Annotated in this window: 17 protein-coding genes (1 of these 17 only partly in view); 13 read left to right on the top strand and 4 right to left on the bottom strand. The window is 69.0% G+C overall.

The genetic code is table 11. The annotated features are described in order from the left end of the window. The first annotated feature begins 327 nt into the window (after positions 1–327). Positions 328–750, top strand: a complete 423-nt coding sequence (locus tag FHR32_RS41785) for a hypothetical protein (protein WP_184760120.1) — start codon at positions 328–330, stop codon at positions 748–750. Between the two features lie 84 nt (positions 751–834). Here FHR32_RS41785 and FHR32_RS41780 read toward each other — a convergent pair whose 3' ends face one another. Both FHR32_RS41780 and FHR32_RS41775 read right to left on the bottom strand, forming a co-directional pair. Beyond that, entirely contained in the window at positions 835–1614 is a 780-nt protein-coding gene (locus FHR32_RS41780; protein ID WP_184753075.1) for a transposase family protein, read from the bottom strand. Between the two features lie 188 nt (positions 1615–1802). Continuing rightward, entirely contained in the window at positions 1803–2351 is a 549-nt protein-coding gene (locus FHR32_RS41775) for a hypothetical protein (RefSeq protein ID WP_184753076.1), read from the bottom strand. Between the two features lie 252 nt (positions 2352–2603). Here FHR32_RS41775 and FHR32_RS41770 point away from each other — a divergent pair, with 252 nt between their 5' ends. From FHR32_RS41770 to ptsP, 12 genes are all read left to right on the top strand, one after another. Next, positions 2604–5270 carry a Tn3 family transposase gene (locus tag FHR32_RS41770; protein ID WP_184760119.1) on the top strand — a complete coding sequence of 889 codons (2667 nt, stop codon included), beginning with the start codon at positions 2604–2606 and terminating at the stop codon, positions 5268–5270. A gap of 388 nt (positions 5271–5658) precedes the next feature. Continuing rightward, positions 5659–6144: a hypothetical protein gene (locus FHR32_RS41765; RefSeq protein WP_221466941.1), complete on the top strand. Its 486-nt coding sequence runs from the start codon at positions 5659–5661 to the stop codon at positions 6142–6144. 66 nt (positions 6145–6210) lie between these two features. After that, positions 6211–7113: a fimbrial biogenesis chaperone gene (locus FHR32_RS41760; RefSeq protein ID WP_184760118.1), complete on the top strand. Its 903-nt coding sequence runs from the start codon at positions 6211–6213 to the stop codon at positions 7111–7113. Positions 7114–7395: 282 nt separating this feature from the next. Further along, entirely contained in the window at positions 7396–7947 is a 552-nt protein-coding gene (locus FHR32_RS41755) for a recombinase family protein (protein ID WP_184760117.1), read from the top strand. A gap of 616 nt (positions 7948–8563) precedes the next feature. Then, complete coding sequence (locus tag FHR32_RS41750) at positions 8564–9325, top strand: DeoR/GlpR family DNA-binding transcription regulator (protein ID WP_184760116.1); 762 nt, start codon at positions 8564–8566, stop codon at positions 9323–9325. Then, entirely contained in the window at positions 9322–10251 is a 930-nt protein-coding gene (gene pfkB / locus FHR32_RS41745) for a 1-phosphofructokinase (protein WP_184760115.1), read from the top strand. Before FHR32_RS41750 ends, pfkB begins: the two co-directional genes overlap by 4 nt. Before the next feature lie 12 nt (positions 10252–10263). After that, positions 10264–11367, top strand: a complete 1104-nt coding sequence (gene mtlA, locus FHR32_RS41740) for a mannitol-specific PTS transporter subunit IIC (RefSeq protein WP_184760114.1) — start codon at positions 10264–10266, stop codon at positions 11365–11367. Then, positions 11364–11672, top strand: coding sequence for a PTS sugar transporter subunit IIBC family protein (locus FHR32_RS41735; RefSeq protein ID WP_184760113.1), 309 nt, complete (start codon positions 11364–11366; stop codon positions 11670–11672). The genes mtlA and FHR32_RS41735 overlap by 4 nt, the downstream gene beginning before the upstream one ends. Then, positions 11665–12081, top strand: a complete 417-nt coding sequence (locus FHR32_RS41730) for a PTS mannitol transporter subunit IIA (RefSeq protein WP_184760112.1) — start codon at positions 11665–11667, stop codon at positions 12079–12081. Before FHR32_RS41735 ends, FHR32_RS41730 begins: the two co-directional genes overlap by 8 nt. Next, positions 12078–13088 carry a zinc-dependent dehydrogenase gene (locus tag FHR32_RS41725; RefSeq protein ID WP_184760111.1) on the top strand — a complete coding sequence of 337 codons (1011 nt, stop codon included), beginning with the start codon at positions 12078–12080 and terminating at the stop codon, positions 13086–13088. Before FHR32_RS41730 ends, FHR32_RS41725 begins: the two co-directional genes overlap by 4 nt. Next, complete coding sequence (locus FHR32_RS41720; protein ID WP_184760110.1) at positions 13081–13338, top strand: HPr family phosphocarrier protein; 258 nt, start codon at positions 13081–13083, stop codon at positions 13336–13338. The genes FHR32_RS41725 and FHR32_RS41720 overlap by 8 nt, the downstream gene beginning before the upstream one ends. Further along, the gene (ptsP, locus tag FHR32_RS41715) at positions 13331–14938 is read left to right on the top strand and encodes a phosphoenolpyruvate--protein phosphotransferase (protein ID WP_184760109.1); all 1608 of its coding nucleotides are present in this window, start codon (positions 13331–13333) and stop codon (positions 14936–14938) included. Before FHR32_RS41720 ends, ptsP begins: the two co-directional genes overlap by 8 nt. 385 nt (positions 14939–15323) lie before the next feature. On the opposite strand, the gene FHR32_RS41710 is transcribed toward ptsP, so the two are convergent. Both FHR32_RS41710 and FHR32_RS45625 read right to left on the bottom strand, forming a co-directional pair. Continuing rightward, complete coding sequence (locus FHR32_RS41710; protein WP_184760108.1) at positions 15324–16085, bottom strand: DeoR/GlpR family DNA-binding transcription regulator; 762 nt, start codon at positions 16083–16085, stop codon at positions 15324–15326. 181 nt (positions 16086–16266) lie between these two features. Next, positions 16267–24224: the final stretch of an SDR family NAD(P)-dependent oxidoreductase gene (locus tag FHR32_RS45625; protein WP_312882950.1), read on the bottom strand. The gene runs 23272 nt beyond the window's last position; only the last 7958 of its 31230 coding nucleotides appear in the window; the start codon falls outside the window, past its right edge — the gene reads right to left on this strand; its stop codon occupies positions 16267–16269.

The following is a 24224-nucleotide window of genomic DNA, read 5'->3' as shown; positions in this document are numbered from 1 at the left end:
CGCCGCTTCTGGTCAGTGCCTTCGTGAAACAGGCCCTCCGCCTCCGATGTGAGGTAAGTCACATCCATGGATCTGCGGGATTTCGTCCGGTTAGCGCGCATTCACGACTTCGATCTTGACCAGGCTTAACAAGGTCCGCAAGGTGCGACATCACGGCAAATCCTTGCGCCGCGTAACCGGTAAGACACTTTCCCGCGGGTTGGCCGATCTTGTCATCTCGATCAACATCCACGGTGATTGCCCTTTTATTCGCTCTTTATCTGCTCTCTGACGTAAAGCGGCCCCTCGCCAGGGGTCTGCGTCAGCGTGCCTACAGAAGGGTTCGGGATGCGGGTTCGGCGCGTGCGGTTTCGATTAATTGCCCTGGTGATCGGGGTGGTGATGGCGGTTTTGATCTCCGGAATGGGGGTTCCCGAACGCCTGGTTCAACCAGCGGCCGCGGCCGTTCCCACATCGGATCCCGAGCCGTCGGTAGATGGGCGTGCCGTACCGAAACCCAAGCTCGGCAAGGGCGCGGAGGAAAGCGCGCCCGTGGTGAAACGAAAGGATCCGGTGTGGCCCAAGCCGGGCAGTGCCGAGGTCGAGGTGAAATCCGCGCTGGTGCAGGCCGGGGAGCTGCCGGTCCGGGTGGGCGCGGTGGACTCCGGCGCAGATGTCGGCACGGTCAAGGTGGAGACGCTGCCGACCGAGGCGGTGCGCAAGCTGGGCGGCGTCGGAGTGGCAGCCCGGATTGAGATCGTTCCAACTTGAAGTTGCTGGTCAGGGGCCTGGTGTGATCCGTTGAGGGCATGCTCTGGCTGGTGGTGGGTACTGATCATGGTGGGTGATCATCGGTCAGCGGGTGTGTTCGGTGATGGCCAGGACCATCAGCGCGCGGAGCAGCTTGGTGACGTGGATGGCGTCCAGGCGGAGCTTGGTGAGGATGCGCCAGGCCTTCAACGTGGCGAAGCCGTGCTCGACGGGGGCGCGTTCGGCGCTGATGAGCCGGTTGACCTGCTTTTGCGCGGGGGTGAGGGGCCTGCCGCGGGTGGCTTTGCGGCCGGTGATGATGACCGGATTGTCGTCATCGTCGTCCAGGCCGACGAAGCCGAGGTCGGCGATAGCGCCCAGCCCGGCCTCGCGCAGGCGGGCGGTGAGGCGGTTGTGCCGGGCGGTGGTGATCTCCGATGCGCGACCAGGCCGGACGGCGGAGACCCACAGCAGGTTGCCGCGGGTGTCGGTGAGCGCCACCACGAGCAGCCCGTGGGCCTTGTGCTTGCCCGAGTAGTTCCTGCGGTTGTCGGCTCCGGTGCGGCGGCGGGTGCGGATCAGGGTGCCATCCAGCAGGACGACCTCACCACCGGCTTTGGCGATCTTCTTCAGGGCGCGGTCCAGGCGGGGTGCGCGGGCGGCGAGCAGTTCGACGGTCTCCAGCATCCAGCGTCGCACGGTGGAGGCCGAGACGTTGTTGGCGCCGGCCATGTCGGCCAGGCGCTGGTCATGGCGTAAGACGGCCAGCACGATGGTGGCGATCTTCCCGGCGGGCAGTTTCCGCCAGCGCGAGCCGATGGTCTTGAGATGAGCGCGCAGCAGGTCGGCCAGGAAGGTGAGGGTTTGGGTGGACAGCGGCAGCATGCAGGAGTAGACAGGCGAGGGCGTGTCTTCGGCGGACGTCGAAGCCTTCGACGTTGTCGATGTCGTGGTTTTGGTTGTGGTCACACGCCGCCAGGCCCCCGCCGGGGACACGCTCGGGATGTTTCACCCGGGCAGGGCCTGGCCAGGGGCTGCGGGAAGCGGCAGTGGGCGCAGTGGGCTGCCCGAGGTCAGGGGGCGAACGCGCCGCTGGGGGTCTTGCGCAGCCAGCCCCGCTCGGCCAGCCGGTTCAGCTTGGCCCGCACGCCTTCGACCTGCCCCGATTCGGTGGAAAGGCTGAGCTGGGCGCAGATCGCCTTGCAGATGAGGGGGCCGTCGGCGGCGCGTACCGCGGCCAGTAGCGCCTGGTAGTCGGCGGGCAGCTCATCAGTGCCGGCAGCGTGGTGACGGTGCGGGATCAGCAAACCGCCGGGCACGGGCACGGACGCGGGTACGGGTACGGGTATGGGGCGCAGCTCTATCCCCTGGGAGGCCTGCTCTGCTGCCTGGGCTGGGGTGAGCATCACCTGGTAGAACGGCGTCGGCTCACCGCCGGGCTCGCCGGGTGCGTTGAGCTGCTCGGCGGGATCGTCGGCGAGGAGTTCCTTGACCACCTGCTCGGCCACACGCAGCCGGTCCATCTCGTCTTCGGTCTCGGCCAGTTGCTCGCGCAACCGATCGGCGTGCGTGCCCAGCGCGACCAGGCGCATGGTGATGCGCTCCAGCAGCGGTGACGACATGGCTTCCCCCGGCCGACAAGACAACGATTACCTGGCGAGATCACCAGGACACGGACGATAACGACCCCAGGCCGGGCAGCGCAGACGAAAGCCGGAAGATCCACATTTGCCCCCGGCGGACGATCGAGACCCATGATCCCAGCCGTCTACCAGGAGAGAGCACACTCAACACCGCCAGGCCACCCCCTCCGACCTGCGAGGACAGGATGGAACTAGCTCAATGATGCGATCTACGCGGGTATCGGCGCCCGGATGAGTCAGGAGGAGCGGACCGGCCTGCTGGGGCTGCTGGAGGTGGTGGATGTGGGGCCTGGCAATAAGACGTTGTTCAACCGGCTCAAGCAGTCCGCCAAGCGCGCCACCTGGTCGCATTTCCGTAAACAGACGGCCCATCTGGAGTGGGTGGACAGCCTCGGCGACACCGGGGTGTGGCTGGAGGGGGTGGCCACGGGGAAGGTCGCGGACTTCGCTGGGGAGGCGGCCGCGGCCGATGCCGGGGTGCTGAAGGACTACGCGCCGCCCAAGTGCGTGGCGGTGCTGGCGTGCCTGGCGCACAAGGCGCGGATGCGGGCCCGAGACGAGCTGGCCACGATGTTTTGCAAGCGCGTCGCCATCAAGGTCAAACGGGCCAGGGATGAGCTGGAGGAGATCCGCAGGCATCAGCAGAGCCTGGTGGAGGCGTTGATCGGCAACTACGCCACCCTGCTGCGGCAGGTCGATGAGCAGGGGCCGGCCCATGCGGCCCAGCTCAGGGCGGCGCGGATGACGCGGGCGGCGCTTACGGCGTTGGAGGGCCTGGACGAGCACGCGGGTACCGATGAGGTGCTGCGGCGCTTCGATGGCCGTCTGTCGCCGGCGTTCCTCGCGCTGGCCGGGGGCCTGCGGGTGCAGGCGGGTGCTTTGGGCGCGGTGCAGGACGCGGTGGGTGGCTTTGGCGGGTTCACCCAGCAGTACGAGCAGATCGAGAAGGTTGCCGCGCACCACGGCGACAACTGGGAGGTGTTGTTGTATGAGCAGTTGCGCAAGGACCGCGCGGTGATGTTCGACCTCACCTCGGTGCTGGAGCTGACCGCGACCAGCACCGACCGCCGGGTGCTGGAGGCCCTGGAGCACGCCCGCCGGCACAAGACGGCCCGGGATTTCATCCCGGACGTCGATGAGGACGGCCGTCCGGTGGATGTCTCCTTCGCCACCCAGAACTGGCAGAAGGTCATCCGGGAGCGCACCCGGCCCGGGATGTTCGTGCGGCGCCACTTCGAGGCGATGGTGTTCGCGGGCCTGGCCGATGAGCTGCGGACGGGCGATGTGGCGGTGGTCGGCTCGGAGGAATATGCCGACTGGAGCGCCCAGCTGCTGTCGTGGGAGGTGGTGCAGGCCAAGCTGCCGGCCTACTTGGTGGAGGTCGGCCTGCGCGAGGCAGGAGATGCGCGGCCGTTCGACGCGGCGGCCTTCCGTGCGCAGCTGCACGGCAAGCTCACCGCCGCCACCGCGGAGGCCGACGCGGGCTACCCCGATAACGAGGACCTGTTGATCGACCCCGAGACGGGCGTGCCGGCCTTGAATCGGCGCAAAGCCGATGTCCAGCGGCCCTCAGCCAAGAGACTGGAGCAAGAGATCAGGTCCCGGATGCCGGAGCGGTCCCTGCTGGGGATTTTGGCCCGGACCGCGTACTGGATCGAGTGGTGGCGCCGCTTCGGTCCGGCGTCCGGCAACGATCCGAAGCTGAAGGATCCCTTCGGCCGCTACGTCATCACTACCTTCGTCAACGGCACCAATATGGGTTCCTACGAGGCGGCCCGTCACATCGCCGGGGTGAGTGGCCATGAGCTGTCGATGACGGCCAACCGGCACTTTTCCCTCGCCAAGCTGAACGAGGCCATCACCGACATCGTCAACGCGCACGCCAAACTTGATCTGTCGCGGGCGTGGGGGGATGGGACGACCGTGGCGGCCGACGGCACCCACATGGACACCTATCTGAACAACCTGCTGGCTGAGACCTCTGTGCGGTACGGCAAGCCCGGTGGCATCGCCTACCACCACATCGCCGACACCTACATCGCGCTGTTCACGCACTTCATCCCGTGCGGGGTGTGGGAGGCGGTCTACATCATCGAGGGGTTGTTGAAGAACGCCTCCGAGGTGCAGCCCACCACCATCCACGCCGACACCCAAGGCCAGAGCCTGCCCGTTTTCAGCTTGGCCCATCTGCTGGGCTTTGAGCTGATGCCCCGGATCCGCAACTGGAAGGACTTGAACTTCTACCGGCCCGGCAAGCAGAGCAGCTATGTCCACATCGACGCTTTGTTCGGCGAGCCGGGCGCCAACGTCATCGACTGGGACCTGATCGAAAACCACTTCGAGGACCTGATGCGGGTGGCGGTCTCGGTGCGCGAGGGCGCTATCTCCTCCACGCTGCTGCTGCGACGGCTTCGCTCCGGCTCCAAGCGCAACGCCCACTACACCGCCTTCCGCGAGGTGGGCCGGGTGATCCGCACGGTGCAGCTACTGCGTTACCTGTCGGATCCGGCGATGCGCCGCCGGGTCACCGCGGCCACCAACAAGGTCGAGGCCTACAACGGCTTTTCCGAATGGCTGCGCTTCGGCAACCGCGGGGTGATCGCCGACAACGACCCCGTCGAGCAGGAGAAGACGCTGAAGTTCAACTCCCTGCTCACCAACGCGGTGATCTTCCATAACACCCTGGACATCGCCGAGGTGGTGCGCCAGCTGCAGGCGGAGGGCTGGATCATCGAGCCCGAGGACCTGGCCCAGGTCTCCCCGTACCTGACGGAGTCGATCAACCGATTCGGCCAGTACGCCACACACGAACTCGATGCCGAGCCCGAGGCGTATGAACCCCACCTGGACGTCGACTTCACCAAGCTCGACGAAGCCGACACCGAGCAAGCCGCGTGATGCCGGCCGGGTGCTATCGGCAGGTCGCCGGCTCTCTGCGGCCGGATGGCAACTGTGATCTGAAGGGCGCCTCAGGCGGCAGTGGTTTCACCACGCGCAGACGATGAGCGCCAGAAGGAGGTGCCCCTGTCGAGTCTTCGTGGCCACGGGTTCACAAACCCCGATCGCAGGACCGTGACGGTGATCGGCATGTCGCAGTTACAAGATCGCCCCAGCCTGCTACAACGGAAACGTCGCCCGGCCGACCGGGAACCCCCCAGTCAAAGGCCCCGCAACCATCCGGGGCATCGTCACCAAACACTGAGATCGTTTTCGGGGGCTCTCTGTGGACAGCAGTTCAGGCCGTATGGCCTTGTCATCGCGGCGGACTCCGCTGCTCGGGGTTCTCGTGGCAGTCGTCGGCCTCGGGCTTGCCACGGTCGGCCCCGTTCCCGCGCGTGCTGATACCTCCACCGGCAGTACGACCGCGAATGTCTCGGTAACGGGATCTATCACGCTGTCCGACCTGACCGGCTCATTCACCCTGACAGGCGACCCCGGCACCACTGCGACCCTGAACGGCGCGGTCACGATGACTGTGACGACGAACAACCCCGCCGGCTACCAGGTCACGGTGCAAGCGACCACACCGACGCTGACCGGCTCGGCCGGAAACTCCGACACCATTCCCATCGGCAACCTCTATGTGCGGGAGACCGGCAGCGGACCACTGTTCTTCCAGATGTCTGACACCACCGCGGTGAATGTCCACACCCAGCACACGCCGTCCGCGCCGGGCGGAGACAACCTCAGCAACGACTACATGGTCAACATCCCGGCCGTACAACCAGACACCTACCGCACCACCCTCGACTACATCGCCGCGACGCTGTAGGCCACCTGACCCGTGCGTGCACAAGGAATGGTCACTATTCGGTGCTGCCGTGTCGCTGCCCTGGTGGTGAGCACCGCCTGGCTGCTTACCACCTCCAATCCCGCCGCCCTGGCACTGACGGTCCCACCGCCGCCCACGCCGGCCGCCCCGGAGTTCTCCCTCAAGGTCAGCCCCACACGGCTGGTCATGTCCCCCCACCAGAGCATCAGCACCCAGCATTTCCAGGTCGTCAACACCGGGCGGATCACAGCAGATGTCGACGTGACCGCGACGTCGTTGGAGCAGCATCCCGACGGATCGCTGACCTACCCGCCCACCGCGCCGTATTCCGCCGCGCACTGGGTGAGCATGACTCCCCGCCACTTCCGCCTCGATCCGGGCGCCGTTCGGCAGGTGAGGGTCCGCCTCACGATGCCTGCCCAGCCCGAACCCGGAGAGCACTACGTCGCGCTGTTGTCCCTGGTGCCCTCGCAAGAGCAACACGAACATGTGCAGATCAACCGAGGGGTCGCTGTGCCCCTGCTTGTCACGGTGCCCGGATCCGCGGTCGACTCGGTCACCCTGACCGAGCTGGGCACCTCAGGATTCAGCGCCGGCGGCCCGATCACCCTTACCGCGGTCGTGAAAGACACCGGCACCGTTCACCATGACTTCTTCGGCCCCGATCACAATCTCGTCGCCGAGGCAGACGGCCGCAAAATCGCCTTTCCCGACTTCACCGTCCTTCGCGGCTCCACCCGCACCGTGACAACGCAGTGGGCCGACCCGCCGCTGGCGTGCATCTGCCACATCAAGGTAGCGATCCCTCAGAAAGGTCTCCCTCCCCACGTGCTGGAGGCCACCGTCGTCCGCTTTCCCCTCTATCCAGTCGGCGGGCTCACCGCGGCGATCGCCGCCCTGTTCTTCATGTGGCGCTTCATGGCCTCCCGATTCACCCTCCAACGGCGGGAACCGCAGCTGCCAACCTGACCATCACCGCTATCGAGCTCCAAGCGGCGCTCTTCTCGCCGGGTAGGTGTGATACCGGGTCACGGCGGTCTGCCGGGCTTGCCCGATGGTCATGCCGCGCGACGTCGGTCTCGGTCCCTGCTTCGAGGCCATGCCTCGGACTCGTGTCACGGGCCGTCAAGTACGGAAACGATCGTTCGCTTTACACAAAGATCAACATGGCGTTCCCGCAGGTCGCCTCTGTAACGCATGCCGCGTACGCGCCTATGTAACGCGTAACCCCTTTCGCGTTACACTTCGATCATGAGAATCGGGGTGGCGCGCGTATCGACCCGGGATCAGCATCCGGAAGCTCAGCAGGACGCCCTGCGTGCGGCCGGCTGCGAGCAGGTCTTCACCGACAAGGCATCCGGGAAGCTCGCCCGCCGGCCCGAGCTCGACAAGGCCCTCCTCGTCGCACGCGAGGGCGACCAGCTCGTGGTCGCCAAACTCGACCGGCTCGGCCGCTCCCTGGAAAACCTCATCGAGCTGTCGAAGGAGCTCCAGGCCCGCGGGGTCGGCCTCGTCGTCCTCGACCAGGGCATCGACACCTCCACCGCCGTCGGCCGGATGTTCTTCCAGATCCTCGGAGCGATCGCCGAGTTCGAGCACGCCCTGATGTCGGAGCGCACGATGGACGGGCTGGAGGCCGCCCGCGCCCGGGGCCGTACCGGCGGACAAAAACCCAAGCTCGGCCCCCGCCAGGTCCGCCTCGCCCGGGAGATGTACGACTCCGGCGACTACACCGTCCAGCGGATCGCCGACGAGTTCGGCGTCACCCGCCCCACCATCTACCGCCACCTCGCCAAGGCCTGACGTCACACAGGTCCGTGCCTGAGCCACAACGTTGTTGATCTTGTATTGCGGCTTTTGGGCTCACCTTGGCTGGACCCCCTCTACAACCACATCCCCAACCTGCGCGAGCTGCGCGCCGCCCGCCGCCCGGCCGAACTGCAAGCAGGCACCCGGTGATCCGCCAACCACGGGCTCCTGGCCGCCGAGTTGCGTAGACAACACCTCAGCTATCAGGAGCCCGCTCCTGTTCGCGGGCGTATCACTCGAAGATGGCCTCGACCAGGGCATCCCTGGCCCCGGCCTCAGCGGCCAAATCCTTTGTCGGCAGGCTCTCAGAGTCTGCTCGACTGCGGAGTAAACGAGGGAAGCGCGAGGGACGGCGAGGTCATGAGCTTCTATCGACAGGACCCACGTGCAATCTTCCGGTGAAAGGCGTACAGGTCTACGGCGGATTCGGCGAGTGTCGCTGCCCCTGGTCGGCCATCCAGTGGATCAGCACCCGCTTCCTCGCCCCCTGCTCGGCGACGGTCTAGCAGTTTCCCTAGAACGTGCTCCTGGCTTCCGCATACCCTTGACCACCACTAAAATCTGGTCTAAACAAAGGGTAAACCAAACGAAACGGCGGTAAACAAACATCATGTACGCCGAGGAACGGCAGCAGGAGATCCTCCGACGAGCCCGCGAAGCCGGACGTGTCGACGTCGTACGGCTGGCGGAAGAGCTGGAAGTGACCACAGAGACCATCAGGCGAGACCTGACGGTGCTGGAGCGAGCCGGAGTCCTGCGCCGCGTCCACGGCGGAGCGATCCCGGTCGAACGTCTCGGCTTCGAGCCAGGCCTGGCTGCCCGCGACGAGGTCATGACCGGCGAGAAGGAACGCATCGCGAAGGCCGCGCTCGCCGAGTTCCCCGACGACGGCTCGGTGATCATCGATGCCGGCACCACCACCGGCCGCCTGGTCCACGTGCTCCCCGCTGACCGCGAGCTCACGGTGATCGTCAACTCCCCGCCACTGGCCACCGCGCTGGCGATGCGGCCGAACCTGACGGTCATCATGCTCGGCGGCAGGGTACGCGGCAGGACGCTCGCCTCGGTCGACGACCTGGCCCTGCAACCACTGCGGCACCTGCACGCCGACGTCGCGTTCATCGCGACCAACGGCTGCTCGGTCGAGCACGGGCTGACCACGCCCGACCCGGCGGAGGCGGCCATCAAGCGGGCCATGATCGAGGCGTCGGAGCGCAGCGTGCTACTCGCCGACCACACCAAGTTCACTGGCACCTACCTGGCCAGATTCGGGACGCTCGCGCAGATCGACGTCATCGTCACCGACACCGGCATCGACCCCGCGCTGGCCGCTCGGCTGGCCGCCGCCGGACCCGAGGTGATCCGCGCGTGATCCTCACCGTCACCCTCAACCCGAGCCTCGACAGGACCGTCGAGATCGGCAAGCTTGAGCGCGGCGCCCTCATCAGGGCCGCCGCCGCCAGGCTGGATCCCGGGGGCAAGGGCGTCAACGTCTCCCGTGCGCTCCTGGCCAACGGCATCGCCTCGTGCGCCGTCGTGCCGTACGGGGGAAGCGAAGGCGAGCAGCTCATCGCCCTGTTGACCGCCGAGGGCCTGGACATGGCCACGGTCTCGATCCAGGGCCGCACCCGCTCCAACATCACCCTCGCCGAGCCCGACGGCACCACCACCAAGATCAACGAACCAGGCACCCCGCTGGACGGCTCCGAACTCGCCCTGGTCGCGCAGGCTGTCCTGGGCGCCGCGCACGTGGCCGACTGGGTGGTCCTGTCCGGCAGCCTGCCACTCGACATGCCCGCCAAGGTCTACCCGTCGATGTGCCGCGCGTTCGCCGCCTCAGGGCTGCGCGTCGCGGTCGACACCAGCGGCCCGGCGCTGCAGACCGCCCTGAAAGCCGGCCCCGACCTGGTCAAGCCCAACCGGGAGGAGCTGGCCGAGGTCACCGGGATGCGCCTGGCCTGCCTGGGCGATGTCATCGAAGCGGCCGAGAAGATGCGCGCCTCGGGGGCGCGCACCGTCCTGGCCAGCCTCGGTGCCGACGGTGCGCTCCTGCTCCAGCATGACGGCATTTGGTACGGCAACGCCCGCGCGGAACCCCGCAGCTCGGTCGGCGCGGGGGACGCGCTGCTCGCCGGCTTCCTGTCGGCCGGCGCACACGGACCCGAGGCCCTGGCCGCTGGCCTGGCCTGGGGCGCGGCAGCGGTCGCACTCCCCGGCAGCCGCATGCCCGGCCCGGAACACATCAACCACGACACCGTCACCATCCGACCCCCCGATCCTCTCCACCCCCTTTGCTAGAGGAGCACACCCATGGTTGACACCTACACCCCCCCGGTTATAGGAACCGGGGTGAAAGCCACCATCCAGCGCATCGGCGGCTACTTAGCGGGCATGATCATGCCGAACATCGGCGCGTTCATCGCCTGGGGCCTCGTCACCGCGCTGTTCATCCCCACCGGATGGCTGCCGAACGAGACGCTCGCCAAGCTCGTCGGCCCGATGATCAGCATCCTGCTGCCCGTCCTGATCGGCTACACCGGCGGCCGCATGGTCCATGGCCAGCGCGGCGCGGTCGTCGGCGCGGTCGCCACGATGGGTGTCGTGGTCGGCGCCACGACACCCGAGGGCACCACCCCGATGTTCCTCGGCGCGATGATCATCGGCCCGCTCGCCGCCTACGTCATCAAGCTCGTCGACGGCCTCGTCCAGGACCGTACCAAGGCCGGCTTCGAGATGCTGGTCGACAACTTCACCGCCGGCATCGTGGCGGGCGCCATGGCTGTCGCCGGCCTGCTGGGCATCGGCCCGGTGGTCGCGGCGCTGACCCGGGTCGCCGGTGACGGAGTGGCCTGGCTGGTCGAGACCGGCCTGCTGCCGCTGGCCTCGATCCTGGTCGAGCCCGCCAAGGTGCTGTTCCTGAACAACGCCATCAACCACGGCGTGCTCGGCCCGCTCGGTGTCGCCGAGGCCGCGGCCGAGACCAAGTCGATCCTGTTCATGATCGAGTCGAACCCCGGCCCCGGCCTCGGCCTGCTGCTGGCGTTCTTCTTCTTCGGCCCGCGCGCCCTGCGTCCCAGCACCCCCGCCGCGATCATCATCCACTTCTTCGGTGGCATCCACGAGATCTACTTCCCGTACGTCCTGATGAAGCCGCGCCTGATCCTGGCGATGATCGCGGGCGGTGCCGCAGGCATCGCGACCTTCCTGGTCACCGGCTCCGGCCTGGTTGCCACCCCCTCGCCCGGCAGCATCTTCGCCTACCTCGCCGTCACGCCCAAGGGCGGCTGGTTCGGCATGCTGCTCGGCATCCTCATCGCCGCAGCGGTGACCTTCGCCGTCGCGTCCGTGCTGCTCGGATTCGGCAGGAACGAGAAGGCTGAGGAACCCGAGCCTCAGCCCGAGGAGGCCAAGTGAGCACCATCGAGAGCAAGGACATCCACAAACTCATTGTCGCCTGCGACGCCGGCATGGGCAGCAGCGTCATGCTCGCCAGCACGCTGCGCAAGCAGCTTAAGGGCACCGGCGTCGAGGTGGCTCACACCCCCGTCAACGAGATCCCCGCGGACGCCGACGTGGTCGTCACCCACGCTGGACTGGCCGAGCGCGCCCGTGCCATTGCGCCTGGCAAGGTCGTCATCTCCTTCCAGATCTTCCTCGGGGATCCCGCCGTCACCAAGCTCGTCGACACCATCAAGAAGGGTGGAACGGTCGGTGCGTGAGGTGTTGGAGCCGCGTGCCGTACTCCTCAACGAGAGTGCGGCCTCGCGGGAGGAGGCGATCGAGAAGTGCGGTCGTCTCCTGGTGGCCACCGGAGCGGTGGCCGAGCCGTACATCCAGGCCATGCTCGATCGCGAGCATTCAATCTCCACGTACGTGGGCGAGGGCGTGGCCATCCCGCACGGCGTCTCGCGCGAGCACATCAGGCGTGACGCGATCTGCGTCGTGCGTTTCCCTGACGGCGTCGACTGGGACGGCGACAGGGTCGTGCTCTGCGTCGGCATCGCCGCCCTCGGCGACGGGCATGTCGCCTTGCTCGCCGAGCTGGCCGAGATCCTGCTCGATCCCGACCGGGCCAGGACGCTGCGCGAGGCGCAGGACGTCAAGACCATTCTGAAGGAGCTGTCGTGAAGGTCGCCCGTTTCCATGCCCCTGGGGACATCCGCATCGAAGATGCCCCGATGCCGGAGGGCGACCTGGTCATCCAGGTGGTCAACTGCTCCACCTGCGGCACCGACAACAAGATCTACCGGCACGGGCACCATCACATCAGGCCTCCGCGCGTGATGGGTCACGAGATCGCCGGTGAGGTCGTGGGCACCGGCGAGCGGGTCCAGGTGATCGCCGCGATCCCGTGTGGCGTGTGCGCCGAGTGCATGCGCGGCCGCATGACGGTCTGCCCGAATCAGGAGTCGATGGGCTACCACTACGACGGTGGCTTCGCCGAGTACATGGCGATCCCCGACAAGGTCGTGGCCGTCAACGGCGTCAACCGCATCCCCGACAACGTCTCCTTCGCCGAGGCGTCCGTGGCCGAGCCCCTGGCCTGCGTGCTCAACGGCCAGGGGCTGGCCAGGGTCGGCGAGGGCGACGACGTGGTGGTCATGGGCGCAGGTCCGATCGGCTGCCTTCACGTACGCCTGGCGCGGGCACGCGGCGCGGCGCGGGTCTTCCTGGTCGACGTCAACCCGACCCGGCTCGCCATGGCCTCTGACCTGGTCCACCCGGACGCCGCCATCGACAGCGACGTCGAGGAGCAGGTGCTGAAGCTCACCGGTGGACGCGGCGCCGACGTGGTGATCACCGCGGCGGCCTCGGGCGCCGCCCAGGAGTCCGCTGTCCGTATGGCCGCCCGCCAGGGACGCATCAGCTTCTTCGGCGGTCTGGCCAAGGACAACCCGATCGCCTCGATCGACTCCAACCTAGTGCACTACCGCGAGCTGACCATCGTCGGCGCCAACGGTTCCTCCCCTGCGCACAACGCCGCCGCGCTGGAGCTGATCTCCTCAGGAGCGGTGCCCGTCGCGGACCTCATCACCCACCGGCTGCCCCTCGACCGCGTCCTGGACGCGATCGACCTGGTCGCCCGCGGAGCGGCCATCAAGGTCACCATCGAACCCGGGAGCTCCCATGCCTGAACTGACCGTCGCCGTGGCTTCCAGCAGCGGCCTGCACGCCCGCCCCGCGAAGATCTTCGTCCAGGAGGCGCAGCGGCTCGGGGTGCCGGTGCGCATCGGGGTCGGCTCCAAGAGCGTACCCGCGACCAGCATGCTCGGCGTGCTGTCGCTCGGCGCGACCCAGGGCACGCTGGTGACGCTGAGCTCCGACTCATCCGATGCTCTCGACATCCTGGCTGAGTTGCTGTCCAAGGATCTCGACGATGAGTGAGCCGCTGACCGGTATCGGGGTGAGCCCCGGCCTGATCGCCGGACCCGTGGCCCGGATGGCCGGGCCTCCCGCACTCACCGGTTCCTCGGTGCTGAACGTCTCGGAGGCGCTTTCTGCAGTGGCATTTCAGCTCCGCAGCCGAGCGGTCGGCGAAGCCGCGGAGATCCTCGAAGCCCAGATCATGATGGTCGAGGACCCTCAGTTGCTGGAGGAGGCCGAGCGGCTGACCGCCGATGGCCTGGACGCCGCCCGCGCTCTCGACCGGGCCTTCTCCGCCCATGAGAAGGCCATGCTCGAACTCGGCGGCTACTTCGCAGAACGGGCCGCCGACCTGGAGGACCTGCGCAACCGGGCCGTCGCCGCGGCACTCGGACAGCCCATGCCAGGACTGCCCGAGCCCGGCCACCCGTACGTCCTGGTCGCCGACGACCTGTCACCCGCCGACACCGCCACGCTGGACTCCTCCGTGCTGGCCATCGTCACCCAGCGCGGCGGACCGACCAGCCACACCGCCATCCTGGCCAGGGCCCGCGGCATCCCCGCCGTCGTCGCCTGCCCGACCGCCGAAGTACTCGCAGACGGAGAGCTGGTCGCCGTCGACGGCTCTCTCGGGTCCGTACGGCAGGGCGTCACGGAAGGCGAGGTCACCGAGATCCGCGACGCCTTCCTGGCCACCAGGGCACGACTGCTCGCCAGCCGTGGCCCCGGCCGTACTGCTGACGGGCACGCGGTGCCGCTGATGAGCAACATCGGCTCGGCTGCGGACCCGGTCGGCGAGGAGGGCGTGGGGCTCTTCCGCACCGAGTTCCTCTTCCTCGACCGGCGCACCGCACCCAGCCTGGAGGAGCAGGAGGCGGCCTACGCCGCGGTCTTCTCGCGCGGCGGCAAGGTCGTCGTCCGCACCCTCGACGCGGGCACCGACAAGCCGCTTCCCTTCCTGGGCCTGGCCGAGGAGGAGAATCCGGCGCTCGGCATCCGCGGGCTCCGCGTGGACCGGGTGCTGCCCCAGGTCCTGGACACCCAGCTCGACGCCATCGTCCGCGCCGCTGCCGCGCACCCGTCGGCGGAAGTCTGGGTCATGGCGCCGATGGTCACCACCTGGCAGGAAGCCGCCGCGTTCGCCTCGCGGGCCAGGGAACGCGGGGTGACGCGTGCCGGCGTGATGATCGAGGTGCCCGCTGCCGCCCTGATGGCGCGCGAGCTGCTCGAACACGTCGACTTCCTCAGCATCGGCACCAATGACCTGTCCCAGTACACCTTCGCCGCCGACCGGCAGCATGCCAGGCTGGCCGATTTGCTCGACCCCTGGCAGCCGGCGTTGCTACGGCTGGTCGGCGCGTGCGCGCGGGCCGGGCTGGAGGCGGGCAAGCCGGTCGGCGTCTGCGGTGAGGCGGCTGGGGACCCCCGGCTGGCTCCCGTTCTGGTCGGGCTCGGCGTCACCAGCCTGTCGATGTCCGCCACGAGCGTGCCCGCCGTACGGGAGTCCCTGGCCGGGGTCACGCTCGACCAGTGCCGTGCCGCGGCCGACGGTGTGCTGTCAGACCAGCTCCTTGTCCCGCAGCCGGCGGACCTTCTTGGACCGGACGCCGCAGGACGGTGAGCCGCTGCCTGGCGCGCGAGATGCCCGGGTGTTCCAGGGGCCTCCGCAGTCGGTGTTGAAATGGCCGGCCATGAGCGAGGCGGACCCGACCCGGCTCGGCCCGGTGTCGGTCACCCGCACCCGGTAGCTGCCGCGTACCTCGGAGATCTTCTCGAAGCGCAGGCCACCTTCACCGCCGATGCGGCATAGATGTGAGCTTGGCAGGTGGAAGGACGGTAGCTTCGTGCCTGATGGGCATCTGGCATATGGCCGCCGCATAGAAATCATCGCCGAAGCGACTGTGGAGTCCTGGACAACCCTCCAGACCTGATGCCCGACTCCCGGTCATGTCCATGCGTTTCGAGGGAACGCGCTCTCACCCTGCTGCTCGCCATACCTTGGGCAGTCATGCTCTGACGATCTCCGGGCCTGAGGCGGCCAGGGTGGCGGCGAGGTCCGGGCTGATCTCCATATCCGTGATGATCATGTCGATCTCCGACAGCGTGGCGAAACGGGCCAGATAGCTCCCGGCGAACTTCGTATGGTCAGCTAGCAGCACGGACCTCTGCGCACAGGCGATCATCGCCCGTTTGACGGCCGCCTCCGCCGGGTCGGGCGTGGTCAGCCCCTTCGCTACCGAGCAGCCGTTCGTTGCCATGAAGGCCACGTCCACATGCAACTGCGAGAGTTGCTGAAGCGCCCAGTCCTCGACCGTCGCGAGCGTGCGGCCTCTGACCCTGCCGCCCAGCATCAGGACTGTGAGCGCAGGACGGGTCGCGAGGGCGGACGCGAGCGGCGGGGAGTTGACGACGACGGTGAGTTCGCGGTCCGGTGGCAGGAACTGGACCAGGCGGCTCATGGTCGAACCTGCGTCGATGATGATCGCGCCGTCCTGCGGCAGTTCGGCCAGCGCCGCCTTGGCGATGCGTTCCTTCTCCACCGTCATGACCTCGTCTCGCGCGGAGAGGGCGGGTTCGAAACCGAGCCGTTCGACCGGGATCGCACCGCCGTGCACGCGCCGCAGGACACCGGCGCGCTCCAGAGCCGTCAGGTCCCGGCGGATCGTCTCCGTCGTCACGCCGTACTGCTCCGCGAGCGTCACGACGTCCACCCGACCGGCGGCCCGTGCCGCGCACAGGATGTCCTGCTGTCGTTCCTCGGCGTACATGGTGTGGATTCACCACCGTTTCAATGGTGTTTTACGTGTGTTTATACCCGATTTTGTGAGCTAATACGATGCGGAGGCGGCGACAGCGATGGCCGTCATCACCAGGCCCCGACGCACCAGCCAGCGGCCGGAGAACTCCGTCAATTTTCGTGCCTTCATGATGTGGCCCGCTCCCCTTACCTCACGACAGGCCGAGTTCGTTGTCGAGAATGTCGAACATCTCGCTGTCCGTGACCGCGTCGAGGTCGAGGTCCGCGTCACCGGAATCGTGCACCAGTGCCGCCCATTTGGTCCTCAGGATGTCCAGACGTGCCACGACCTGCTTGTGCACGTCCTTGTCGACGGCCAGCTCGGTGAAAGCCCTCTCCAGTTTCGCGAGTTCGGACAGAAGCGCCGCGGACCCGGCCTGCTCACTCAGGCCGAGGCGGTCGAGCAGATGGCCGGCGAGGGCGAGCGGCGTGGGGTGGTCGAACACCAGGGAGACCGGCAGGCGCAGCCCGGTGGCGCCGTTCAGCTTGTTGCGTAGCTCGACAGCGGTGAGGGAGTCGAAACCCAGCTCCATGAAGGCGCGGCCGGATTCGACGGTGTCGGCTCCGGCGTGCCCGAGCACGCCGGCCACCTCGGCCCGTACGAGATTCACCAGCGCGTCGGCACGCTCCGCGGTGCTCAACGAGGTCAGTCTGCGGACCAGGGTGTCCGGCTCCTCCTGCCGGCCTGTGGCCGTACGACGTCTGGTGGGCATGAGGCCTCGCAGCAGCGGCGGCGCAGCCTCGCGCGGACGCAGATCGAGCCGGACCGGTGCCAGCACCGGACGGTCGATGGCGCGGGCGGCGTCGAACAGCTCCAGCCCCTGCTCCACCGAGAGCGGGCGGATGCCCGCGCGCTCCATCCGCCTCCGGTCGGGCTCGTCGAGTCCACTGGTCATCCCGATATCCCTTGCCCAGGGGCCCCAGGCCAGGGACTGAGCGGGCAGTCCGGCGGCCCGCCGGTGGTGGGCCAGGCCGTCGAGGAAGGCGTTGGCGGCGGCGTAATTGCCCTGCCCCGCGCCGCCTGCCAGGCCTGCCATCGATGAGAACTGCACGAACGCGGCCAGATCCATGTCCCGGGTGAGCTCGTGCAGGTGCCAGGCGGCGCCCGCCTTGGGCCACAGCACGGTGTCCAGCCGCTCGGGTGTGAGGGAGGTGATCGTCGCGTCGTCCAGCACGCCTGCCGCGTGGACCACCGCGGTCAGCGGGCGCTCGGCGGGGACGGTGGCCAGGAGGGCGGTGAGCGCGTCGCGGTCTGAGACGTCGCACGCGGCGACGGTGACCTCCGCCCCACAGGCCGCCAGCTCGGCCCGCAGTGCGGGTGCGCCCGGTGCGTCCGGCCCCCGGCGGCCGGCCAGCAGTAGGTGCCGTACCTCGTGCTTCCGCACCAGATGGCGGGCCACCTCGGCGCCGAGACCGCCTGTGCCACCAGTGATCAGCACCGTGCCCTCGGGGTCCCACCGGCGTACGGTGTCCTGTTCCGGCGCGGCAGGCACCAGGCGCGCCGCGCTCAGGACCCCGTCGCGCACCGCGATCTGCGGCTCGCCGCAGGCCAGAACGGCCGAAAGCAGCGCGCTGGACGGCTCCTGCCGGGTATCGAGATCGACGAGCACGAAGCGGCCGGGGTTCTCGGCCTGCGCGGCGCGGACCAGGCCCCACACCGCGGACCCCGGCAGGTCGGTCACGTGGTCGTCGTCCAGGACCGCGACCGCGCCACTCGTCACCACGATGAGCGAGGTGTCGCCCGCGAGCCGTTGCTGCAGGAGCCCCAGGACCCGGGTGGTGGCCTCGCGCGTCGCGGCAATGACATCGGTGCGGGAGGACGAGCCCACGACCACGGCCACCGCATCCGGGCTCTCCACTGTGGCGAGGTCCCCGGTCAGGATCTCCACGTACGGCCCAGCGGCGGCGCCCGCCACCCGGGGCAAAGGTGTCCACTCCAGCCGGTACAGCGCATCCCGTGTCGACCGCCGATCACCGGCCGGCGGTGCCGTACGCGTGACCAGCGACTCGGCGGCGAGCACGGCGGCACCCTCCGGGTCCACCGCGATCATCGACACGGAGTCCTCGCCGGTTCTGGTCACGCGTACGCGCAGCGTCGTCGCACCCGCGGCGTGCAGGCTCACCCCGCCCCAGGCGAACGGCACGCGCCCTGCCTCGGGCTCCACCGATTCCAGGAAGGGCACCGCGTGCAGGGCGGCGTCCAGCAGCGCCGGGTGCATCCCGTACGCGCCCGCGTCGTCAGGCAGGGTGACCTCGGCGAACACCTCGCCGTCGCGCCGCCAGGCCGTGCGCAGCCCCTGGAACACCGGTCCGTAGCCGAACCCGCCCTCGGCGAACCGGTCGTAGAGGCCGCCCAGCTCGACGGGCGACGCGCCACGGGGCGGCCACACCTCGAACGCCTCGACCCCGCCCCCGGTCACGTGATCGCCGTGCGAGAGCACGCCGCTCGCATGCAGCGTCCACGGCTCGTCGTCGGCGGGCCGGGCGTAGATGCCCAGGTCGCGGTGACCCGACGCGTCCGGCGCGCCTACCGACACCTGGACGGCCACCGCCTCGCCCTCGCCGAGCACGAGCGGTTCGGCCAGGGTGAGCTCCTCCACCCGGTCGCACCCGGCCTGATCACCCGCCCGGATGGCGAGCTCCAGCAGGCCGGTGCCGGGGAACACCACGGTGCCGCCGATGACGTGGTCGGCGAGCCACGGCTGCGACCGCGGCGAGAGCCGGCCGGTGAGCACGAGACCGTCCGATCCGGCCAGTGTCGTGGCGGCGCCCAGCAGCGGGTGCGCCGCCGCTGTCAGCCCGAGATCACGGACGTCGCCGATGCGCCGTCCGCTCGGCCAGAACCACTGGCGCCGGAAGGCGTACGTCGGCAGGTCCACCCGGCGAGCGGCGGCGAACGCGGTCCCGAACACCGCCGGCCAGTCCACTGTGACCCCACTCGCGTGCAGCGCGGCCACCGCCGTCATGATCGCGGTCTGCTCGTCGCGGTCCCTGCGCAGCGCCGAGACCAGCTCGGCCGTGACGATGTCCTCGGCCATCGCGGTCAGCACGGCGTCGGGTCCCAGTTCGAGGTAGGCGGTGATTCCTTGCCGGTGCAACTCCTCCACCGCATCGGCGAACCTGACCGGGCGCCGCACCTGCTCCACCCAGTAGTCCGGCGAGCACAGCTCGTCCGTGGCGAGTCCGCCGGTCACACTCGACACCATCGGGATCCGCGGCGGCGAGAAGGTCATGCCCTCGGCGACCCGGCGGAAGCCGGCCAGCATCGGTTCCATGAGCGGCGAGTGGAACGCGTGGCTCACCTTCAGCCGGGTCGTCCTGCGCCCGTCCGCTTCCAGCAGCGCGGCGATCCGGCCGACCGCCGCCTCGGCACCGGCGATCACCACAGAGGCGGGACCGTTCACCGCGGCGAGCGAAACCTCGTGCCCATCCAGGAGCGGCAGAACATCCTGTTCAGAAGCCTGTACGGCCAGCATCGCGCCACCAGGCGGCAGCGCCTGCATCAGGCGGCCACGTGCCTCCACCAGCCGGCACGCGTCCTCCAGCGACAGCACGCCCGCCACGTGCGCGGCCGCGATCTCGCCGATCGAGTGCCCGGCCAGGACGTCCGGTTTGATGCCCCAGGACTCCACCAGGCGGAACAGCGCCACCTCCAGCGCGAACATCGCCGGCTGGGTGTACGCAGTCTGGTCCAGCAGGTCACCGTCGCCGAACATCACCTCACGGAGCGGATGCTCCAGGTGGGCGAGCACGGCGTCGAAGGCGTCGGCGAACGCCGGGAAGCGCTCGTACAACTCACGGCCCATTCCGGCCCGCTGAGCACCCTGCCCGGTGAACAGCAGCGCGAGTCTGCCCTGCCGCGTGCCACGTCCGTGGAGCACCCGGGGTGCGGCCTGTCCGCCCGCCAGGCCCGCCAGGCCGGACATCAGCTCGTCCCGGTCACCGGCCAGCAGCACGGCCCGATGCTCGAACGTCGAACGGGTCGTGGCCAGCGAGAAGCCCAGATCCGCGAGCGAAACGTCCGGGTCGGCCTGGACCCGCGACAGCAGGGCCGCCGCCTGTGCGGGCAGCGCGTCAGGGCTCTTCCCCGACACCAGCACGGGCACCGTTCCCGTCAGCGGCTCCCGCACCGCCTCGACCGGCTCCGGGGACCGCTCGATGATCACGTGGGCGTTGGTGCCGCTGATGCCGAACGACGACACCGCGGCTCGCCGTGGCCGCCCGGTCTCCGGCCACGGGTGGTCCTCGGTGAGGAGTCGCACCGCGCCCTGGTCCCAGTCAACATGCGACGTGGGCGCGTCCACGTGCACGGTTCTCGGCAGCAGGCCGTGACGCATGGCCATGAGCATCTTGATCACACCGGCGACGCCCGCGGCGGCCTGGGTGTGGCCGAGGTTCGACTTGATCGAGCCCAGCAGCAGCGGCTGCTCCCGGTCGTGCCCGTACGTGGCCAGCAGTGCCTGGGCCTCGATCGGGTCACCCAGTCTCGTCCCTGTCCCGTGTCCGTCCACCGCGTCCACGTCCGCCGGGGCGAGCCCGGCGGAGGCCAGCGCCTGGCGGATCACCCGCTGCTGCGACAGCCCGTTCGGGGCGGTCAGCCCGTTGGAGGCGCCGTCCTGGTTCACCGCCGACCCGCGGACGACGGCCAGCACCCGGTGACCGTTTCGCCGCGCGTCCGACAGCCGTTCCAGCACCAGCATGCCGACGCCCTCTGACCAGCCGACCCCGTCGGCCGCCTCGGAGAAGGACTTGCACCGGCCGTCACCGGCCAGCCCGCCCTGGGCACTGAAGTCGACGAACGCTCCCGGGGTGGCCATCACGGTGACCCCGCCTGCCAGGGCGAGCGAGCATTCACCGCTTCGCAGCGCCTGCGCCGCGAGATGCAACGCCACCAGCGAGGAGGAGCACGCGGTGTCCACGGTGACCGCCGGGCCTTCCAGGCCGAGCGTGTAGGACAGACGTCCCGACATGACGCTGCCTGCCGTACCGGTGCCCATGAAGGTCATCACGTCCGGCGGGAACTCCGCACTCGTGGCGTAGTCGTGGTACATCATCCCGGCGAACACGCCTGTGTGGCTGCCGCGCAGGGAGAGCGGGTCCATCCCTGCCCGCTCGATCGCCTCCCACGACACTTCGAGCAGGAGCCGCTGCTGCGGGTCCATCGCGAGCGCCTCGCGAGGCGAGATGCCGAAGAAGGCGGCATCGAACGCGCCCGCATCATGCATGAACCCGCCCTGGCGGACGTAGCTGGTGCCGCGGTGCTCGCGGCCGGGGTCGTACAGCGCGTCCAGATCCCAGCCTCGGGAGTCCGGGAACGCCGAGATCGCGTCGCCGCCGTCCACGACCAGCTGCCACAGGTCCTCGGGGGAGGTCACTCCGCCCGGGTAGCGGCACGCCATCGACACGATCACCACGGGATCGTCATCGGTGGGCATGACCGTCACCGTCTCCTGGGCGGGCGCCTCGCCGTACAACTCGGCGAGCAGCAGTTCCGTCAGCGCCGTGACGTTCGGGTAGTCGAACACCAGGGTGACCGGCAGGCGCAACCCGGTGACGCCGGTTAGCCGGTTCCTGACCTCGACGGCGGTCAGCGAGTCGAAGCCCATGCTCTGGAAGCTGCTCAGCGGCTCGATCGCGGCGCCGTCCGCGTGGCCGAGGACCAGGGCGATCTCGGTACGGACCAGTTCGAGCAGGGCGGCCCGCCGTGCATCCGCCCCTAGCTGTGCGAGGCGATCATTCGGTACGGCAGGCGCTCGCTGCCCGGCTGTCGGCCTGATCAGCCCTCGGAGCAGGGGCGGGATGTCCGTGCGGAACGCAGCCAGGTTCAGGCGGGCGGGCACCAGGGCCGGTTCGTCGCCCGTGACCGTGGCGTCGAACAGGGCCAGGCCGTGCTCAGGAGCGAGCGGGAGCATGCCGCGCCTGGCGAGCCTGTCCATCTCGGCCTGGCTCAGGGCGCCGGTCATACCGCCGTTCTGGGCCCACGGGCCCCACCCGAGTGAGAGGCCCGGCAGGCCTTCCGCCCGGCGGCGCTGGGTGAGCGCGTCCAAGAAGGTGTTGGCCGCGGCGTAGTTGGCCTGCCCTGCCGTACCGAACGTCCCTGCCACTGACGAGAAGAGGACGAACGCCGACAGGTCATGGGTCAGCTCGTGCAGGTGCCAGGCCGCGTCCACCTTGGGACGGAACACCTTCTCCAGGCTCTCCGGCGTCAGGGTGTCTATCAGGCCGTCGTCCAGGACGCCCGCGGCGTGGACCACCGCGGTCAGCGGGTGTTCGGCCGGGACCTTGGCCAGCAGGTCCGCGACGGCGGCTCGATCCGCCAGATCGCAGGCCACGACAGTCACCTCGGCGCCGGGGAGCGCTGCCACCAGCTCGCGGGCGCCCTCGGCTCTGTCGCCACTACGGCTCACCAGCATCAGGTGCCTGATGCCGTGCCTGGTCACGAGGTGGCGGGCCAGCGTGCCGCCCAGGCCTCCGGTGCCGCCGGTGATCAGTACTGTCCCCTCGGGGTCCCAGGCCAGGTCCGTTAGCTCGGCGGGCGGGGAGACCCTGGCCAGGCGACCTGCCAGCACGGCACCGCTCCTGACCTTGACTTGCGGCTCGCCTGCGGCCAGAGCCGACGCCACGTTCTCGAGGTCGGCTTCCTGATCGAGGTCGATCAGGGCGAACCGGCCGGGGTGCTCTGCCTGGGCTGCTCGGACGAGGCCCCAGACGGTCGCGGCCGCCAGGTCGCCGCCGTCCAGCGCGTCCCGGGTGATGAACGCCAGCCGCGAGTCTTCGAACCGCTCGTCGGCGAGCCAGGATCGGACCAGGTCCAGCGCGTTCGACGCCAGGCTGTGCGCGGCCGCAGGCACATCATCGGTTCCCGTCACGGTGACCAGCACCGTGCGCGGTACCTCTTCGAGCGACCGCAGGTCAGCACTTGACCTGATTTCTACGGACTTCTCGTCGTCCATCCCCGGTTGCTGTACGGCCAGCGGGACCCAGTCCAGCCGGAACAGGGAGTCCTTTCCGATCAAGCGCGGGCCGGTGGTCTCCTCTTCCGCAAGGATTCTCAGGCTCAGCGACTCGATCGAGGCCACGGGGCCTCCGGCGCCGGAGATGGCGATCGACATCGTGTCCGGCCCTGCCCAAGACATCCGTACCCGGACGGCCGACGCGCCCGCCGTGGCCAAGGACACGCCCTCCCAGGCGAACGGCACCTTGCGGCCGGCCGCCTCGCTCCGGTCGAGCAGCAGGCACAGGTGCAGCACCGCGTCGAGCAACGCGGGATGCATACCGTACGACCCTGCCTCGTGAGCGGTCTCCTCGGGCAGGGCGACGTCGGCGATCATGTCGGCGCCGTGCCGCCACACCGCGGTCAAGCCTCGGAACGAGGGTCCGTAGTCGAACCCGTTGGCCGTCCGCTCCTCGTAGAAGCCCTCCAGCGAGACCGGCTCCGCTCCTGCCGGCGGCCATACCGTGGTGTCGAAGGGTGGCATCGTGGTGAGTTCCACCGCCAGGTGGCCGGCGGCGTGCCGTACCCAGGGGCGGTCCTTCTCGTCTTCCTGCCGCGCGTGGACGCTCAGCGGCCGGCGACCGTTCGCATCCGGTCCGCCCACTCGTACCTGCACCTGGACGCCTTGGTCTGACAGGGTCAGCGGGGCGGCGAGAGTCAGGTCCTCCACTCTGGCACAGCCGACCTCGTCGCCGGCCCGGATCGCCAGTTCGAGGAAGACGGTCGCGGGAACCACCACCTGGCCCGACACGGCGTGGTCGGAGAGCCACGGGTGGGACCGGGTCGAGAGCCTGCCTGTGAAGATCACTTCGTCACCGTCGGCCAGTTCGACGGCGGCTCCCAGCAAGGGGTGATCCGGGGTTCCCAGACCGGCGGCGGTCACATCTCCTGGGCGGGTGGGCGAAGGCTTCGGCCAGTAGCGACGACGCTGGAAGGGGTACGTGGGCAGGTCCACGCGGCGGGCCCCTGGGAGCAGTGCCTGCCAGTTGAGCGGAACGCCATGGACGTGCAGTCCGGCCAGCGCCGACATGATCGTGTGCTGCTCGCCACGGTCTCTGCGGAGCGCCGGCACCAGCACCGCGTCGGTGAACGTTTCCTGGGCCATCGCTGTGAGCA

Origin of the sequence: Streptosporangium album, assembly GCF_014203795.1 — a bacterium.
Lineage (GTDB): Bacteria > Actinomycetota > Actinomycetes > Streptosporangiales > Streptosporangiaceae > Streptosporangium > Streptosporangium album.
The sequence above is the reverse complement of the archived record's forward strand: the minus strand, read 5'-3'. Positions and strand labels throughout refer to the sequence as shown.

Excerpts from the sequence above, each read along its gene's own strand:
- FHR32_RS41720 (WP_184760110.1), top strand. The coding sequence starts at position 13,081 with ATGCCTGAACTGACCGTCGCCGTGGCTTCCAGCAGCGGCCTGCACGCC.
- mtlA (WP_184760114.1), top strand. The coding sequence starts at position 10,264 with ATGGTTGACACCTACACCCCCCCGGTTATAGGAACCGGGGTGAAAGCC.
- FHR32_RS41750 (WP_184760116.1), top strand. The coding sequence starts at position 8,564 with ATGTACGCCGAGGAACGGCAGCAGGAGATCCTCCGACGAGCCCGCGAA.
- FHR32_RS41785 (WP_184760120.1), top strand. The coding sequence starts at position 328 with ATGCGGGTTCGGCGCGTGCGGTTTCGATTAATTGCCCTGGTGATCGGG.
- FHR32_RS41775 (WP_184753076.1), bottom strand. The coding sequence starts at position 2,351 with ATGTCGTCACCGCTGCTGGAGCGCATCACCATGCGCCTGGTCGCGCTG.
- FHR32_RS41755 (WP_184760117.1), top strand. The coding sequence starts at position 7,396 with ATGAGAATCGGGGTGGCGCGCGTATCGACCCGGGATCAGCATCCGGAA.
- FHR32_RS41780 (WP_184753075.1), bottom strand. The coding sequence starts at position 1,614 with ATGCTGCCGCTGTCCACCCAAACCCTCACCTTCCTGGCCGACCTGCTG.
- ptsP (WP_184760109.1), top strand. The coding sequence starts at position 13,331 with ATGAGTGAGCCGCTGACCGGTATCGGGGTGAGCCCCGGCCTGATCGCC.
- FHR32_RS41770 (WP_184760119.1), top strand. The coding sequence starts at position 2,604 with ATGAGTCAGGAGGAGCGGACCGGCCTGCTGGGGCTGCTGGAGGTGGTG.
- FHR32_RS41710 (WP_184760108.1), bottom strand. The coding sequence starts at position 16,085 with ATGTACGCCGAGGAACGACAGCAGGACATCCTGTGCGCGGCACGGGCC.